The sequence below is a fragment of the Metabacillus sp. RB-C-LZQ-3-1 genome (genome assembly GCF_058315175.1).
This window is the reverse complement of the sequence record NZ_JBZFLI010000004.1, coordinates 145,099-160,252: the sequence shown is the minus strand read 5'-3', so window position 1 is coordinate 160,252 and position 15,154 is coordinate 145,099. Positions and strand designations below refer to the sequence as shown.

Annotated in this window: 18 protein-coding genes and 1 pseudogene; 6 read left to right on the top strand and 13 right to left on the bottom strand. The window is 35.9% G+C overall.

All coding sequences use genetic code 11. The features are described 5' to 3' along the window. Nucleotides 1-145: 145 nt before the first annotated feature. On the top strand, nt 146-484 hold the full coding sequence (locus AC4GZ8_RS08275) for a LysM peptidoglycan-binding domain-containing protein (protein ID WP_491081383.1): 339 nt from the start codon (nt 146-148) through the stop codon (nt 482-484). 138 nt (nt 485-622) lie between these two features. After that, nucleotides 623-1,735, top strand: a complete 1,113-nt coding sequence (gene ispG / locus AC4GZ8_RS08270; RefSeq protein WP_491081382.1) for a flavodoxin-dependent (E)-4-hydroxy-3-methylbut-2-enyl-diphosphate synthase — start codon at nt 623-625, stop codon at nt 1,733-1,735. A gap of 67 nt (nt 1,736-1,802) precedes the next feature. Here ispG and AC4GZ8_RS08265 read toward each other — a convergent pair whose 3' ends face one another. Together AC4GZ8_RS08265 and AC4GZ8_RS08260 are read right to left on the bottom strand one after the other, a co-directional pair. Continuing rightward, entirely contained in the window at nt 1,803-1,991 is a 189-nt protein-coding gene (locus tag AC4GZ8_RS08265) for a hypothetical protein (protein ID WP_491081381.1), read from the bottom strand. 102 nt (nt 1,992-2,093) lie between these two features. Continuing rightward, nucleotides 2,094-2,483 (bottom strand): DUF4190 domain-containing protein, encoded by a 390-nt coding sequence (locus AC4GZ8_RS08260; RefSeq protein WP_491081380.1) that lies wholly within the window; start codon nt 2,481-2,483, stop codon nt 2,094-2,096. Between the two features lie 144 nt (nt 2,484-2,627). Between AC4GZ8_RS08260 and AC4GZ8_RS08255 the strand changes: the two genes are divergently transcribed. Beyond that, the gene (locus AC4GZ8_RS08255) at nt 2,628-3,197 is read left to right on the top strand and encodes a hypothetical protein (protein ID WP_491081379.1); all 570 of its coding nucleotides are present in this window, start codon (nt 2,628-2,630) and stop codon (nt 3,195-3,197) included. 43 nt (nt 3,198-3,240) lie between these two features. On the opposite strand, the gene zur is transcribed toward AC4GZ8_RS08255, so the two are convergent. From zur to AC4GZ8_RS08240, 3 genes are read right to left on the bottom strand one after another with little or no spacing between them, the layout of a single operon-like run. Next, a complete protein-coding gene (zur, locus tag AC4GZ8_RS08250) occupies nt 3,241-3,651 on the bottom strand; it encodes a zinc uptake transcriptional repressor Zur (RefSeq protein WP_491081378.1) in 411 nt (136 codons plus the stop codon). Continuing rightward, nucleotides 3,648-4,490 carry a metal ABC transporter permease gene (locus tag AC4GZ8_RS08245; RefSeq protein ID WP_491081377.1) on the bottom strand — a complete coding sequence of 281 codons (843 nt, stop codon included), beginning with the start codon at nt 4,488-4,490 and terminating at the stop codon, nt 3,648-3,650. Before AC4GZ8_RS08245 ends, zur begins: the two co-directional genes overlap by 4 nt. Nucleotides 4,491-4,505: 15 nt before the next feature. Continuing rightward, the gene (locus AC4GZ8_RS08240; RefSeq protein WP_491081376.1) at nt 4,506-5,267 is read right to left on the bottom strand and encodes a metal ABC transporter ATP-binding protein; all 762 of its coding nucleotides are present in this window, start codon (nt 5,265-5,267) and stop codon (nt 4,506-4,508) included. A gap of 180 nt (nt 5,268-5,447) precedes the next feature. Here AC4GZ8_RS08240 and AC4GZ8_RS08235 point away from each other — a divergent pair, with 180 nt between their 5' ends. Further along, nucleotides 5,448-5,702 carry a DUF2624 domain-containing protein gene (locus AC4GZ8_RS08235; protein WP_491081375.1) on the top strand — a complete coding sequence of 85 codons (255 nt, stop codon included), beginning with the start codon at nt 5,448-5,450 and terminating at the stop codon, nt 5,700-5,702. Between the two features lie 124 nt (nt 5,703-5,826). Here the strand turns inward: AC4GZ8_RS08235 and AC4GZ8_RS08230 are convergent, their stop codons facing one another. Further along, nucleotides 5,827-6,720 (bottom strand): deoxyribonuclease IV, encoded by an 894-nt coding sequence (locus tag AC4GZ8_RS08230; protein WP_491081374.1) that lies wholly within the window; start codon nt 6,718-6,720, stop codon nt 5,827-5,829. An 11-nt stretch (nt 6,721-6,731) separates the two neighbouring features. Then, nucleotides 6,732-8,048, bottom strand: a complete 1,317-nt coding sequence (locus tag AC4GZ8_RS08225) for a DEAD/DEAH box helicase (RefSeq protein ID WP_491081372.1) — start codon at nt 8,046-8,048, stop codon at nt 6,732-6,734. 306 nt (nt 8,049-8,354) lie between these two features. On the opposite strand from AC4GZ8_RS08225, the gene vrrA reads away from it, so the two are divergent. Together vrrA and AC4GZ8_RS08215 are read left to right on the top strand one after the other, a co-directional pair. Beyond that, nucleotides 8,355-9,011: a VrrA/YqfQ family protein gene (vrrA, locus tag AC4GZ8_RS08220; protein WP_491081371.1), complete on the top strand. Its 657-nt coding sequence runs from the start codon at nt 8,355-8,357 to the stop codon at nt 9,009-9,011. Between the two features lie 149 nt (nt 9,012-9,160). Then, nucleotides 9,161-10,105 (top strand): 4-hydroxy-3-methylbut-2-enyl diphosphate reductase, encoded by a 945-nt coding sequence (locus AC4GZ8_RS08215; protein WP_491081369.1) that lies wholly within the window; start codon nt 9,161-9,163, stop codon nt 10,103-10,105. A gap of 72 nt (nt 10,106-10,177) precedes the next feature. On the opposite strand, the pseudogene AC4GZ8_RS08210 reads toward AC4GZ8_RS08215, so the two are convergent. The 6 genes and pseudogenes from AC4GZ8_RS08210 to rpoD all read right to left on the bottom strand — a co-directional run. Then, nucleotides 10,178-10,435, bottom strand: a pseudogene (locus AC4GZ8_RS08210) (group II intron reverse transcriptase/maturase); the annotation flags it as partial. Between the two features lie 184 nt (nt 10,436-10,619). Continuing rightward, nucleotides 10,620-11,741 carry a Nif3-like dinuclear metal center hexameric protein gene (locus AC4GZ8_RS08205; RefSeq protein WP_491081368.1) on the bottom strand — a complete coding sequence of 374 codons (1,122 nt, stop codon included), beginning with the start codon at nt 11,739-11,741 and terminating at the stop codon, nt 10,620-10,622. Nucleotides 11,742-11,743: 2 nt separating this feature from the next. Further along, the gene (locus tag AC4GZ8_RS08200; protein WP_491081367.1) at nt 11,744-12,454 is read right to left on the bottom strand and encodes a tRNA (adenine(22)-N(1))-methyltransferase; all 711 of its coding nucleotides are present in this window, start codon (nt 12,452-12,454) and stop codon (nt 11,744-11,746) included. Between the two features lie 109 nt (nt 12,455-12,563). Beyond that, nucleotides 12,564-12,926, bottom strand: coding sequence for a cytochrome c550 (gene cccA / locus AC4GZ8_RS08195; protein ID WP_491081366.1), 363 nt, complete (start codon nt 12,924-12,926; stop codon nt 12,564-12,566). A gap of 330 nt (nt 12,927-13,256) precedes the next feature. Further along, nucleotides 13,257-13,790 (bottom strand): hypothetical protein, encoded by a 534-nt coding sequence (locus AC4GZ8_RS08190; RefSeq protein WP_491081365.1) that lies wholly within the window; start codon nt 13,788-13,790, stop codon nt 13,257-13,259. A gap of 131 nt (nt 13,791-13,921) precedes the next feature. Then, complete coding sequence (gene rpoD / locus AC4GZ8_RS08185; protein ID WP_491081364.1) at nt 13,922-15,040, bottom strand: RNA polymerase sigma factor RpoD; 1,119 nt, start codon at nt 15,038-15,040, stop codon at nt 13,922-13,924. Nucleotides 15,041-15,154: the final 114 nt, after the last annotated feature.

Here is a 15,154-nt window from a genome sequence, read left to right as displayed (position 1 = left end):
TGTTAAATCGAGCAAGATCGTTAACAGGCTTTCATGATGAACAGTTGGTACAACGAGGTATATTACTATCATAAAAAATCAGGCATATTTTAATGGGACAAGCATAGGTTCAATATATAAAATCATTTCTTTGGAGGATGCTAAAATGAAGCGATTCTCAATCTTACTCCTATGTTTCTTTATTTGTTACATTATTTACTATGATTTGCAAGTTGGTACACTTCCAGTTATGAATAAAAAAACCGTTGTACATCAAACATCACCTTCTGTACCTGGTAATAAAATTGAAGATAAACAAGGATCTTATTATGAACAGACAGTCAAACAAGGTGATACTGTTTTATCAATTACAGAGAAATACCATGGTACACTCCCGATTTCAATTGATCTGCTGGTCAAAGATTTCGAAAACCTTAATCCTGGTGTAAAAGCAGAGGAAATTCAGGTTGGAACTTCTTACTTGTTTCCTGAATATAAACAATAGATCTCCCTTGTCATTTCATAAGCCTCCCTGTAAAATGAGGTTGGAAAGTAGAATTACTAGAAAAAAGAAAGAAACTCAAGTATCATAAAGTTAGAAGAATCATGATATGTTTAAACTATTTTAAGGAGCGATTTACACGTGAGTGAAATCATACATCGTACCAAAACTAGACCTGTAAAAGTCGGTAATTTAACAATTGGCGGTAATAATGAAGTAGTCATTCAAAGTATGACAACTACGAAAACCCATGATGTTGAGGCGACTGTTGCTGAAATTAACCGTCTTGAAGAAGCAGGTTGTCAAATTGTACGTGTTGCATGTCCTGACGAACGTGCAGCTAATGCAATTTCTGAAATAAAAAAGAGAATTAACATACCGCTTGTTGTAGATATTCATTTTGATTATAAACTTGCCTTAAAAGCGATTGAAGGCGGAGCAGATAAAATTAGAATTAACCCGGGTAACATAGGAAGAAAAGAAAAAGTAGAAGCAGTAGTTAGAGCTGCAAAGGAGCGTAACATTCCAATCCGGATTGGTGTTAACGCCGGATCTTTGGAGAAACGAATTTTAGAGAAGTACGGTTACCCTACAGCAGATGGCATGGTTGAAAGTGCTCTTCACCATATTAAAATACTAGAGGATTTAGACTTCCGTGATATTATTGTATCGATGAAGGCATCTGATGTAAATTTAGCAATCGAAGCATACGATAAAGCGTCTAGAGCATTTGACTATCCATTACACTTAGGCATTACGGAATCAGGAACATTATTTGCCGGGACAGTTAAAAGTGCAGCCGGTTTAGGAGCAATTCTTAGTAAGGGAATAGGAAATACAGTACGAGTCTCTTTAAGTGCTGATCCAGTCGAAGAAGTGAAAGTTGCCCGTGAACTATTAAAATCTTTCGGATTAGCAGCGAATGCAGCTACATTGATATCGTGCCCAACTTGCGGAAGAATTGAAATCGACTTAATTAGCATTGCAAATGAGGTAGAAGAATATATTGCAAAAATTAAAGCGCCGATTAAAGTAGCTGTTTTAGGCTGTGCTGTTAATGGGCCGGGTGAGGCACGTGAGGCTGATATTGGTATAGCTGGTGCTCGCGGTGAAGGTCTGCTTTTCCGCAAAGGAGAAATTGTTCGTAAGGTTCCTGAAAAAACAATGGTTGAGGAATTAAAAAAGGAAATTGATAAAATTGCTGAAGAGCATTATGCAAAGCAAGCTGCAGAAAAAGCTGAAGCAAACGCATAAGCAAGGTGACTCAAAATAAAGGTTACTCCACATCATGTGGATTCCCTTTTCACTTGAGTCACCTTTTTTATTTTTCCTCAGGTAATAATACCGCACCAATATTACTATTATCGGATAAGGAAATATCAATATCATCTTCAATCCTTTTATTTTCGTAAAAACGGTCCTGAATCTCCATATTCGCTTTATAGGCATCATCATCTAGCTGGCTTGACTTTACTGGATCATGTAAAGATTGGTTTTTCTTGGACTCCATCTTGCTCAATCCTCCACTATACATGTTAAACTTAATGAAAAATGTAACAATAATTTGGGATTGACCAATAAGGTCAACCCCAGTTTGGATTTGTCGGGAATTCTAAAAGAACGGCATGATAAAGATTCCTAAAATAATCGATACGGCTCCTATCCCTATTGCCCAAGCTCCTGTACCACGAGCTCCTCTTCTTCTGGCAATAAATCCAACAATTATACCTGCTGCTCCCAAAATGACAGGTAAGATAAATAGTGAAATGATTGACAATGCTAAGGCTAGATATCCAATCCCTCTGCCCTCGCCTACTCTTTCACCTAAATCATCATCAGTATTAGCTCTATCATATGTTTTCCCTGCATTTACAGGGGCTGCAATTTCTGCTGCTGCTTCTGTTTCATAATCTGTTTCTATTTCTCGATCTAGCGGCGTGATTCCCCTATAATCAGGATTGTCAAAACGATCTCGTTCACTGAACTTATTTTCGTCTGCCATTTAGATCCCTTCCTTTCTAAAATAAAGGAGCATTCTTATTATGAACAAAGAGTCAAAAAGTATAACTGTAAAACTTTTCTGTTCGCTTAAAAATACAATATGGTACACTAGATATTATGACTTTTATGAAGGAGAGAATAGAGAATGCTGCGACTAGGAATCGACATAGATGGAACGGTAACAGACCCAAAAACATTTGTGCCATATTTAAATAAGTCATTTAAAAAATCCTTAAAATATCAAGATTTAACACAGTACGATTTAACAAAAGTTTTAAATATTACTGAGGAAGATTTTTGGAAATGGATGGATGAGTTTGAGCCTATTATTTATAAAGAAGCACCTTTAGCTTTGTATGCAAAAGAGGTCTTAGATGAGTGGAAGGATAAACATCAATTAACGTTTATTAGCGCCAGAAGGAAACATTTAATGGAGATTACACATCAATGGTTTAAGGAAAAAGATCTTTATTATCACCATATTGAATTGATAGGCAGTCATGATAAACTAACTGCTGTAAAAGAAAATAATATTTCCATTTTTTTTGAGGACAAGCACGATAATGCCTGTATGATTAATGAAGAACATCGCATACCAGTTATATTATTTAATACTCCTTATAACCAGGATCCTGTTCCTAAAGGGGTTATTAGAGTAAATGATTGGCTTGAGGCAAAGGAATGGGTTCAACAATGGTCTGAAATAACAATATAGAAAAAAGGAAGGCTTCATAAAAAATGAAGTCTTCCTTTTCTTTTTATTGACATTGAGGGCATTTTCCATATACTTCAAATTTATGGCCACTAATATCATAATTATTTAGACTTTCCTTAAGGTTCCCCATTGGACAACCTGGGAGTTCCTTTGTTTTTCCACATTTTAAACAAATAAAATGATGATGATGATGTTTTGTATCACATGTAAACCGAAAATGCTTTTCACCAGATAACTCAGTCATTTCAAATATCCCAAGATCAGCAAAAAGAGAAAGATTTCGATAAATTGTATCGAAACTTAGTCCTGGATAATCATGTTTCAAAAATTCTAAAACATCTTTAGCTGTTAGATATTTATCATGGTCTGCGAATAGCTGCAGCATCTCTTCTCGTTTACTTGTGTACTTATAACCCTTCTCTTTTAATAAGTCAAGAGCCTCTTGCACGTTCATGAAACTTTCCCCTTTGTAAATTTAGTCCATATAATCGTCATGATAAGAATAAGAACAGATAAGATGACAATTGTTCCGCCAGGTGCTAAATCCAAATAGTAGGCTAGGAATAATCCAATAATAACAGATGTTTCACCAAATAGTACAGAAAAGAAAATTGTCTGTTTAAAACCTTTAGCAATTCTGATACTTGCCGCAACAGGTAAAGTCATAAGAGAAGAAACCAGTAATATCCCAACTATTCTCATTGATCCGGCAATGACTAGAGCAAGCATAAATATAAATATAAAGTGAATAACTTTTGCGCTAATTCCCGAAGCTACAGCATGTTCTTCATCAAACGATAATAGAAAAAGCTCTTTATATAAAATAAAGATGATAAGAATTACAGCAACTGTGATCGCAGCTATCACATACATATCCACTCGACTTACCGCACTTATACTCCCAAATAAATAACTAAATAAATCTGTATTAAAGCCATCAGCAATAGAAATAAATACAACACTAATTCCGACACCTGCAGATAAAATGATTGGTATGGCTAATTCCTGATAATGCTTATATACGGATCTAAGTTTTTCGATAAAAAGAGATCCAGCTACTGAAAAGGTCATGCCTAAATATAGCGGATTGATACCTGCAAAGGCAGCTACTTTTTTCTCCAGCAGTAGACTAGCAGCTATTCCAGCCAATGTCACATGACTTAGTGCGTCCGCGATTAAAGACATTCTTCTAACAACAACAAATACACCTAACAAAGGGGCAATTAACCCAATGAGCATTCCAGAAATAAATGCATTTTGTAAAAATTCATATTGAAATAAACTGCTTAACATTTTGTAAATCCTCCATTAATGGGAGTGATCATGTGATAACACATGTAAGGAGTGTCCGTAGAAATCGGACATCTCATCATCCTTAAGTGATTCAAATTCTTTGGAATTCCCATGAAAATGCAAATGCTTATTAATGCAGGCAACATGAGACACTTTGTCCGTAATCGTGCCGACATCATGAGTTACCAGAATTAAAGTGATACCTAAATCCCTATTTAAGGATAATAACATATCATAAAAGTTTTGAACCGTTTGAGCATCAACTCCAACGGTAGGTTCATCTAAAATTAATAATTTTGGGTTACTTACAATCGCTCTTGCAATAAAGGCTCTTTGCTGTTGACCACCAGACATTTCTCCAATATTGCGTTTAGCAAAGTTACCTAATCCAACAGCTTCAATCGCTTCATAGACTTTTGTACGATCCTGCTTATTCATAAATTTAAACAGCCCAAGTCTCGATGTTAAACCACTGGACACTACTTCAAAAACTGAAGCTGGAAATCCCGTATTAAAGCTATTTGCTTTTTGTGAAACGAAGCCGATTTCATGCCAATTTTTGAACTTTTGAATGGGTTGACCAAACAACTTTATATCTCCCTGCTGCGGTTTTAATAAACCTAATAAACATTTTAATAAAGTTGTTTTCCCAGATCCGTTTGGACCTACAAGACCTAGAAAACTTCCCTGTTCTATTGTTAAATTTATATCTTCAATCACTCTTTGCCGCTCATAGGTAAAATTTAGATTTTTTATTTCTACGATCGGTTGATTCATTTGCATCTTCCTTTATAATTTAAGAATCGTTACGATTTATAAATGATTTTTAATACGTTAGACTTTTATAACATGAAAATTGTACAGGAAACTTTATTAATTGTAAAGTAAAATGGCTGCTTAAAAAAACAGCACGTTTTGATTAAACCTTCCATACATTGTTTTAGAGGAGGTTTGAAAATGATCTTATTTCAAAAAATCATCAATCAAAAGCTTAACAACATATCTGTAGAGGAACTAATGCAATATGCGAAGCAATTTAATATATCAATAGAACGTCCCCAAGCTGCTGAAGTTGTAAAAGCAATGCATGGAAAAAATATAAACATTTTTAATGTGAATGAAAGGAAAAAGCTCCTTGCTCAAATCGCAAATATTACTTCTCCGCAGACAGCTCAACATGTAAATCAAATATTTCAGAAATTCACGAATTAACCATACTTATGATGAAGAGGATGTTCAATTGTATCTTTGGATTTCCTCTTTTTTTTGATCATTTTTCCCTTTCAATCATATAAAAAGAGAACTACATTTATAAGTAGTTCCCATGTAAAAAGTATTATTGATTGAGTATCTTTTCTAATAATCCTTCATCAAAAGTTTTTTCTCTAAACATATTAATTTCAAATTTGTATGGCGGCTTTTTATATTTTTTATCTTCCCCAACAAAAGGAGTTTCCAGAATTTTAGGAATATCCATTAGTTGTTCATGGTGGACAATCCGATTAAGAGCATCAAAGCCAATATGACCAAATCCAATGTTTTCATGACGGTCCTTTCTAGAACCCATTGGATTTTTACTATCATTAATATGCAAAACCTTTATCCGATCTAATCCAATAATTAAATCAAATTCTTTTAGTACTCCATCAAAATCATTTACAATATCATACCCTGCATCATGAGTATGGCATGTATCAAAGCACACGGATAAGTGCTGATTATGAGTAACTCCGTCGATAATTTTCGCTAATTCATCAAAGGATCTACCACATTCAGACCCTTTCCCTGCCATTGTTTCTAATGCAATTTGTACATCTTGGTCTTGGTCTAATACCTCATTTAAACCTTCAATAATCTTTCGTATTCCTTCATCAGCACCAGCTCCTACATGTGCCCCAGGGTGCAGAACAATTTGCTTAGCACCAATCGCCTTTGTTCTTTCAATTTCAGAACGTAAAAAGTTTACCCCAAGCTCAAATGTCGCTGGATTTGTTGTGTTTCCAATATTAATGATATAAGGTGCATGAACAATAATTTCCTCAATACCATTTTCTTTCATATGAGCTTGTCCTGCTTCGATGTTCAGTTCTTCTATCTTTTTTCTTCTAGTGTTTTGAGGAGCACCTGTGTAAACCATAAAGGTGTTTGCTCCATAGGATACAGCTTCCTCACTTGAAGTTAGTAACATTTTCTTCCCGCTCATTGAAACATGCGAACCAATTTTCAACATAAGTACTCCCCCTATTTTTGCTTCTTCGTTAATCTTCTTTTTCTCTTTTTAATTTGTTCCATTTCTCGGTTCATCTTTTTCTTATAACCAGGCTTTACCTTCTTTGGTTTTTGAACAATACTTTTTGCTAGTGCATCAACTTCATCTGTCACACGCTTTCGATTTTGACGACGTTTACGGTCATCTATATCTTTCCATTCTCCGCCAACAAAGTCCTTATTAATAAACTCAATTCCGAGTTTTTCTAGTTTATTTAGTGCATCTTCATCAGATATTTCAAATAAAGTAACGGCGATACCTGAGCTTCCTGCTCTCGCTGTTCGTCCTACACGATGAATATAAAAATCCAATTCTGTTGTTGGGATTTCGTAATTTATAACATGACTGACCCCTTTAATATCGATACCACGTGCAGCCAAATCTGTAGCTACCACATATTGGTATTCTAAGTCATTTATTTGTTTCATCATTTTTTTACGATCACGCGGGGATAAATCACCGTGTATTCTACCAACTTTTAGTCCCTTCTCTATTAGGGCATCTGCAACGGCATCAGCATTCTTTTTTGTATTTGTGAAAACAATCGCTAAAAATGGATTAAAATCAATTAACATCTCATAAACAAGGTTTAATTTATCACGGTGCCTTGCAGGTACAAGAATATGTTCTATTTTTGCTGCTGTTGCTTGTTTAGGAGCAACATGTGTAAATTTCGGATTTTCTAAGTATTTCTTTAAAAAAGGTTTTAACTTCTCTGGAATGGTTGCAGAAAAAACTAAGATTTGAAGGTTTTCAGGCATTTGGCCAGCAACCATATCAACATCCTTGATGAAACCCATATCAAGCATTAAATCCGCTTCATCAACAACAAATGAACGAACTTTGTTAACAATTAATGCATTTTCTTTAACTAGATCATTGATTCTTCCAGGTGTCCCTACAACAATATGTGGTTGTGTTTTTAATTTTTCGATTGTTCGTTGCTTATCTGTTCCTCCAATATACAGCTTTGCTGTGATTTCATCTGGTGAATAAGCAATAATCTTACTTGCCTCTTGGTAGATTTGAGTTGCTAACTCTCGAGTAGGTGCAGTAATTACGACTTGTACTTCTTTTCTATCGGGTACTACCTGGTTTAGTAATGGCAATAAATAAGCATGCGTTTTTCCTGTACCAGTTTGCGATTGTCCAATCGCACTTTCTCCTTTTAGAATGGAAGGCATTAACCTTTCTTGAATTTCTGTCGGCTCATAAAATTTCAATTCTTTTGTTAATGCTTCTATAATAAAAGGTTTTAGTGAAAAACGCTCAAATTTTGTTTGTTCCATCCGTATCTCTCCTTTCTGATAAAGCTTTCCTTTTGCTCATTTCGACAACTTTATCAGTCCATCATTAGATTATACCTTATTAGAACGAAAGCGCAAGCACCATGGACAGTCTCGGGCAATAGGCCACAAATGAATACAATACTTTCTAATGTTTTAAATTCACTTGTTTCAGTTACAAACCTGACACCCTATCGCTTTAACTGCACAAATTGTATATCATCTTATTAAATAGAACACTCTAGAAACCAAACTAACCTGTTGTGCATAGTCTAGGATAGAGGAACGAATTATGAAAGGAGGAATAATATGTTTCAGCAAAGACCGATGCCTCCTATGAATCCTAGAGGTTTCTTCCCTCCACAAGGTCAAATTCCAATGGGACAACAAGGTGTGCCTGGACCTTTCATGGGTAGAGGTCCACAATTTGGTGCACCTATGACACCAAGAGGTGCAGGCGGCGGTGGTTTGAAAGGAATATTATCCCGCATTTTGCCTGGATCACAAGGTGCTGCTACAAGTAACCCCCAAGGATTTATCGGAGGCGTTAATGCAGTATCGAATGCAACAAGGGCTTCTGGAGGACTACAAGGACTAATGAATCCATCAAATATTTCAGGGATGCTAGGAAATGTCCAACGTGTTCTAGGGATGGCTCAGCAAGTAACCCCTATGGTCCAACAATATGGACCGCTTGTCAAAAATTTACCAGCCATGATTAAGATTTATCGTGAACTAAATAGTAGTAGTGATGACTCTGATACAACACCAGAAGAAGCAGTTTCTACTTCAAATGAAGAAGTTGCAGCAAAAAGCGAACATAACAAAACCCAAGTAACTAAAAAAGTAAAATCAACCCGCCCTATGAAAAAGGAAGAATTGCAGGATCATGATGCTACAACACCTACTATGAGTAAAAAGCGAAAGCCTTCAACGAAAAGTTCACAACCTAAAATGTATATCTAATATTCTTCTTTGTAATATTTCCTATTCTTCGTTATAATATTAAGAGATTATTAGAGGAAAGAGCCGTTTAATACGGCTTTTTTGAGTGGAAACAGGACAATATTTCACTATGCTCCTGCTCCTAATTGATCTCTTAAGGAGGCAGTTTAATGAAAGTAATTAAAATCGCACCACGTGGATATTGCTATGGTGTTGTTGATGCCATGGTTATTGCAAAGAACGCTGCTTTAGATAAATCCCTGCCAAGACCCATCTATATTTTAGGTATGATCGTTCATAATAAACATGTAACAGATGCATTTGAAGAAGATGGAATTATTACACTTGATGGTAAAAACAGATTAGAGATATTAGAAAAAGTAGATCATGGTACAATCGTGTTTACAGCTCACGGAGTTTCTCCTGAAGTAAGACGGATTGCAAAGGAAAAAGGTCTTGTTACTTTAGATGCCACATGTCCTGATGTGACAAAGACACATGACCTTATCCGCGAGAAAGAAGCTCAAGGATATCATGTTATCTATATTGGTAAAAAAGGTCATCCTGAACCAGAAGGAGCAGTCGGTGTAGCTCCACACATCGTACATCTTGTTGAAACATTGGACGATGTAAAACAGCTTGACATTCAAAATAAAAAGATCATTGTGACAAATCAAACAACAATGAGCCAATGGGATGTTGCTGATATTATGGAGATAGTGAAAGAAAAATTCCCACATGTTGAAGTACACCGTGAAATTTGCTTGGCAACTCAAGTCCGTCAAGAAGCAGTTGCTGAACAAGCAAAAGATGCTGACTTAACAATCGTTGTGGGTGACCCTAAAAGTAATAACTCAAACCGCTTAGCACAAGTATCTGAAGAAATTGCAGGTACAAAAGCTTATCGTATATCTGATTTAAGCGAGCTTAAACTTGAATGGCTTAAAGACGTTCAAACAGTTGCTGTTACAGCAGGTGCGTCTACACCAACTCCGATTACTAAAAAAGTCATTCAATTTCTCGAGCAATACAATCCAGAAGATGAATCAACTTGGGATATAGATCATAAAGTCCCATTATCAAAAATACTACCTAAAGTAAAAGTGAAAAATTAATTAAGTAGGAAGGGGTGACTAACCCCCGACCTCTTACACCACGTACGTACCGTTCGGTATACGGCGGTTCAATTAAGTTTGACGTAGAAATTCATTCCTTTGATATAGACTTTTGAGCCCTCGATTACTCCAATAAGAGTTATCGAGGGTTTTGTTTAGAATTGGACTACAGGCTATTCTCGAATATTTCTTCTGGAGTTTCCCCATTCGTATGCCTTTTGGTCAGGGACACCTAGACCTTTAAGTTTTCTTACTCTTGTCATCGGTTTTCCATTGTTTCCATTCAATCATACGAAGTCTTCTTCTAATCCACTCATCAAATTCTTTGAACCAGAGGTTTGCCGCTCGCTTCCTTCAGATTCCGCGTCACCACGGACACCCTTGCGTTAAGCTAACCATTACTACTGCCTTCGTGGCTCGGGACTTACACCCTATAGACTAAAACCCATGCCGGGCGCACATTTAAAAGCCTTTGGATGCAATATCCAAAGGCTTTTCATCATATTATATTCTTTTATACAAAGGTAAAAGGATTGGTGTCAACTTGTGATCCAAATACATTCACTTCAAAACGATGTTTTTCACATAGTTTCCCTAACTTTTTAGATACACCATCAATCATGACCTTTTCCACATGATGTCCAGGATCAATCACATTTAAATCCAACATCAATGCATCTTGTGCCACATGAAAATATAGGTCACCTGTTACATATACATCGGCACCCTTCATTTTTGCCTGTTGAATATATTTGTTTCCATCTCCACCCAATACAGCAACTTTTTTAACTTTGCTAGCAGGATTACCTACCATTCTCACTTTTTCAACCTGAAGCTGTTTCTTAACATGTTCAGCAAATTCCTGAAGACTTACTTCGTTTTCTACTAAGCCTATTCGGCCTAACCCCATGATTGGTCCTTTTTGATCTAATGGATAAATATCATAAGCGACTTCCTCATATGGATGAACCTTTAACATCGCTTGAATTACTTTTTTCTGTATGGATGCAGGAATAATTGTTTCAACTCTTGATTCAGTAACATACTCTACCTTACCTCTTTCACCGATAAACGGATTAGCTTTATCAAGAGGTAAAAAGCTTCCTTCACCTTCTGTTGCAAATGAGCAATGGCTATATTCACCAACATGACCTGCACCAACTTGACCTAGTGCATTTCTTAGCTCTTTTTCATATGTTGAAGGGATAAACACTACAAGTTTCTTCAATTGGTCTTCATAAGTAGGGATAAATACTTCAATATCCTTCAATTGCAATGCTTCTGCTAATAAATCATTGACACCACCGTTTGCAACATCCAAATTAGTGTGCGCAGCATAAACCGCAATATCATGTTTGATACATTTCTCTATCATCTTGCCGTATGCTGTATCAGTTATCATATTTTTCATCGCTCTAAAGATAGGTGGATGGTGTGCGATAATTAAATCTACTTTTTTATCAATCGCTTCATCTATAACTGATTCAACAACATCCAATGTAATCATGACTTGTTTAATTTTTTTATTAAGTGTCCCAATTTGAAGACCTATTTTGTCACCCTCTACAGCAAGAGATTTTGGGGAAAACTGTTCAAATAATTGAATGATTTCATAGCCATTCGGGATTTTTGCCAATTTTATAGTACCTCCTCTATTAGCTTCATTTGCTTGATCATTTCTTGATATTTTTCGCTATTTTCGTATGTATGGCCGGCTTGTTCTAACTGTTGAATGATTGATTTTAGGTGGTTTAATTCACCCGTCCATTTTTTTACAAAGATTTCCGAACGTTTTTCTGATAGAAATGGACCTAAAAGTAGACCTGCTTCAAAAGAATACGAAACATAAGGACGTTTTGGTTCACCCTTTTCAGCCACAAGAACCTCGTATATTTTATGATCTTCTTCGATAATTTCTTCCGCTATTAGCTCCCATCCATTATCGACTAACCACTGTCGAATCGATATTGCATGTATATTTGGCTGTAGAATTAAACGTTTGACTCCTGACAGCTTAGCTGATCCCTCTTCTAAAATTTTACTAATAAGAGATCCTCCCATACCTGCGATTGTTATACAATCAATTTGATCCTCTTCACGCAGAACAGATAATCCATCCCCCTTACGAACAGATATCGAATGAATAAGATCACATTTTTTCACTTGGCTCTTGGCTGACTCATATGGTCCTTCCGTAATCTCACCAGCAATCGCCCCCTTGGCTCTGCCTTGTAATATGGAATAGCACGGTAAATAAGCATGATCTGAGCCTATATCTGCAAAAACAGCACCCTCCGGTATATAGCTTGCAACTGTTTCTAATCTTTTAGATAATTTTAATTCGTTCATCATTTCACCACAATTCATTAATATACACTCTAGGTTTTCCAATAAAGGACCTATTCATCAAGTATAAAAAAAGTCCTTCACAGATGCAAAGGACTTCTTTATTTTTAAATTATTTAAGTTGTGAAACCCATTCAGCCATTTCGTCAAGCTTTTCATCTGGAACAAGACCGCCTGGCATAATTCCTCTACCTTGCTGAATTGTTGTTTTAATTTCATCTACGCCTATTTTATCACCAACACCTACAAGAGCAGGACCAGCTCCGCCTTCATAGTTTTCTCCATGACAAGAAATACAGTTTTGTTGGTAAATTTCTTCAGGTGTAGCGTTTGCAACATCTTCAGTCTTTGGCTCTTCTTCCCCGCCGCTTGCTAGTTCTTCATGATCGCCGATACCTTTAAATGATAAAAGGAACATAAGGCCGATTCCTAGAACAGCGATTAATAAAAATGGAATTAGTGGATTGCGATTCATCATGTAACCTCCCTTATGTAAATAGTAAACCTTTCCATTAATAGGATCCATCATTCACCTATTAATGCTTCAAGAATTATCGTACATGTTCGAGCAGCTTCCCTCCGATAATTCAATTTCTTTTTCTGGTTATAAGGTTTAATTCTGCTGCCCGGTACTGCTGGATAATCAACATAAGTACAATTTTTTTTAAACAACCTCTATTTTACTGTAATTTTCCACTAAGGAAAAGACCTATCTTTTAACATCTCCAAGTTTTTCACAGTTTAGACAAAAAACAGACAAGAGTTTTGAATAACCATTATATTGTATTGACATTGCAAAAAGCTATTAAATAATGATTGTAACTCCTAATATTAGCATTGTAATTACACCACTAATCAGCAAATAAAAAATTCGAAAAAGTTTCCCTGTGACTATCCACAGTAAGCAATTCATTACAGCTGTAGCAGCAACCCATAAATGATTCCCTTCCGTTGTATACTCAACAAACGAAAGAGAAACTATCAAGAGCTGAATATAAGTCATAATCAGAGCTATTTGATAAGATCCTTTCCGCCTAATTAAGAAAGCGGTAACAACAATTGAGGCTAAAAGAAAAAAACCTGTTGTAACTGTTTGCAAAACAAAAGACAATTCAGTAAAATAGGTGACAAGAGCACTAATTAGAAATAAAACAAAAATAATTCCAATCAAAATTATATGCCCATTCAACTTTTTTGGGGAAGGAAATGATGTTTTACTATTGTTATTTCCTTCTGTATATAAAGCAAGTAAAAAATCACAGTATGTATCTGGAAGTAGCTTACTATCTTTCCAGTAACGAATTTCCTTAATAATTATTTCTTTTTTTTCTTTATCCATAAAAGCCATCCTTATCATTGCTTTCTTTTATTGTAAAAAGGAATAGAAGGCTTGTAAATGGAATTTTAGCATTCATTTTATGAAACAACTTTAAAATTAAGTAGAAAAGACGGACATTCGTCCGCCTTATCTTACTCTAAGAAATCTTTAAGACGTTTACTGCGGCTAGGATGACGCAATTTACGAAGTGCTTTTGCTTCAATTTGTCGAATACGTTCACGTGTAACACCAAATACCTTACCTACTTCTTCAAGTGTTCTTGTTCGTCCATCATCAAGCCCAAAACGCAAACGTAACACGTTCTCTTCACGGTCTGTTAATGTATCAAGGACATCTTCAAGCTGCTCTTTTAATAGCTCGTATGCAGCATGTTCAGATGGTGAAGTCGCATCTTGATCCTCAATAAAATCACCTAAATGAGAGTCATCTTCTTCTCCAATTGGAGTTTCCAATGAAACTGGCTCTTGAGCGATTTTCAGAATTTCTCTAACCTTATCAGGTGTGAGTTCCATGTCTTCTCCAATTTCTTCCGGAGTTGGTTCTCTTCCTAAATCCTGAAGTAATTGGCGCTGAACTCTTATCAACTTGTTAATGGTCTCAACCATATGAACGGGAATACGAATTGTACGAGCCTGGTCTGCAATAGCACGAGTAATTGCTTGACGTATCCACCATGTAGCATACGTACTAAACTTATACCCTTTTTCATAATCGAATTTTTCAACGGCTTTCATTAATCCCATATTACCTTCTTGAATTAAATCAAGAAAAAGCATTCCACGGCCGACATAGCGTTTAGCAATACTAACCACTAGACGCAAGTTTGCTTCTGCAAGTCTGCGTTTAGCTTCTTCATCGCCCTCTTCTATTCGTTTAGCTAATTTAATTTCTTCATTAGCTGATAGAAGGTCAACACGGCCTATTTCTTTTAAGTACATTCTAACAGGGTCATTAATTTTAACTCCTGGAGGTACACTCAAATCATTCAAATCAAATTCTTCTTCTTTTGCAAGATCTTGAATATTTGGATCTGCCTCCGCATCATCACCGGCTTCACCAATTAATTCTACACCTTGTTCACCAAGAAATTCATAATACTCATCCATTTGGTCTGATTCAATTTCAAAGTTAGACATACGTTCAGCAATTTCTTCATATGTCAAAACTCCTCGCTTTTTCCCAATTTCGGTCAACTGTTCCTTCACCTGTTCAAAGGTTACTTCAGTATCGTGGGTTTGTTTATCAGCCATAGGATCCCCTCCTTCCAAACTTACCATCGTAAGATAAGCTATCGGATTACTGTTTAGCAAGTACTCTTCACATACACGATGTGTTTTTTATAACTTCATGCTACAAAATAATCG

Excerpts from the sequence above, each read along its gene's own strand:
- AC4GZ8_RS08275 (WP_491081383.1), top strand. The coding sequence starts at position 146 with ATGAAGCGATTCTCAATCTTACTCCTATGTTTCTTTATTTGTTACATT.
- AC4GZ8_RS08245 (WP_491081377.1), bottom strand. The coding sequence starts at position 4,490 with ATGTTAAGCAGTTTATTTCAATATGAATTTTTACAAAATGCATTTATT.
- AC4GZ8_RS08200 (WP_491081367.1), bottom strand. The coding sequence starts at position 12,454 with ATGAACGAATTAAAATTATCTAAAAGATTAGAAACAGTTGCAAGCTAT.
- AC4GZ8_RS08215 (WP_491081369.1), top strand. The coding sequence starts at position 9,161 with ATGAAAGTAATTAAAATCGCACCACGTGGATATTGCTATGGTGTTGTT.
- AC4GZ8_RS08255 (WP_491081379.1), top strand. The coding sequence starts at position 2,628 with ATGCTGCGACTAGGAATCGACATAGATGGAACGGTAACAGACCCAAAA.
- cccA (WP_491081366.1), bottom strand. The coding sequence starts at position 12,926 with ATGAATCGCAATCCACTAATTCCATTTTTATTAATCGCTGTTCTAGGA.
- AC4GZ8_RS08190 (WP_491081365.1), bottom strand. The coding sequence starts at position 13,790 with ATGGATAAAGAAAAAAAAGAAATAATTATTAAGGAAATTCGTTACTGG.
- AC4GZ8_RS08265 (WP_491081381.1), bottom strand. The coding sequence starts at position 1,991 with ATGGAGTCCAAGAAAAACCAATCTTTACATGATCCAGTAAAGTCAAGC.
- vrrA (WP_491081371.1), top strand. The coding sequence starts at position 8,355 with ATGTTTCAGCAAAGACCGATGCCTCCTATGAATCCTAGAGGTTTCTTC.
- AC4GZ8_RS08235 (WP_491081375.1), top strand. The coding sequence starts at position 5,448 with ATGATCTTATTTCAAAAAATCATCAATCAAAAGCTTAACAACATATCT.
- AC4GZ8_RS08225 (WP_491081372.1), bottom strand. The coding sequence starts at position 8,048 with ATGGAACAAACAAAATTTGAGCGTTTTTCACTAAAACCTTTTATTATA.
- AC4GZ8_RS08260 (WP_491081380.1), bottom strand. The coding sequence starts at position 2,483 with ATGGCAGACGAAAATAAGTTCAGTGAACGAGATCGTTTTGACAATCCT.
- zur (WP_491081378.1), bottom strand. The coding sequence starts at position 3,651 with ATGAACGTGCAAGAGGCTCTTGACTTATTAAAAGAGAAGGGTTATAAG.
- rpoD (WP_491081364.1), bottom strand. The coding sequence starts at position 15,040 with ATGGCTGATAAACAAACCCACGATACTGAAGTAACCTTTGAACAGGTG.
- AC4GZ8_RS08230 (WP_491081374.1), bottom strand. The coding sequence starts at position 6,720 with ATGTTGAAAATTGGTTCGCATGTTTCAATGAGCGGGAAGAAAATGTTA.
- AC4GZ8_RS08240 (WP_491081376.1), bottom strand. The coding sequence starts at position 5,267 with ATGAATCAACCGATCGTAGAAATAAAAAATCTAAATTTTACCTATGAG.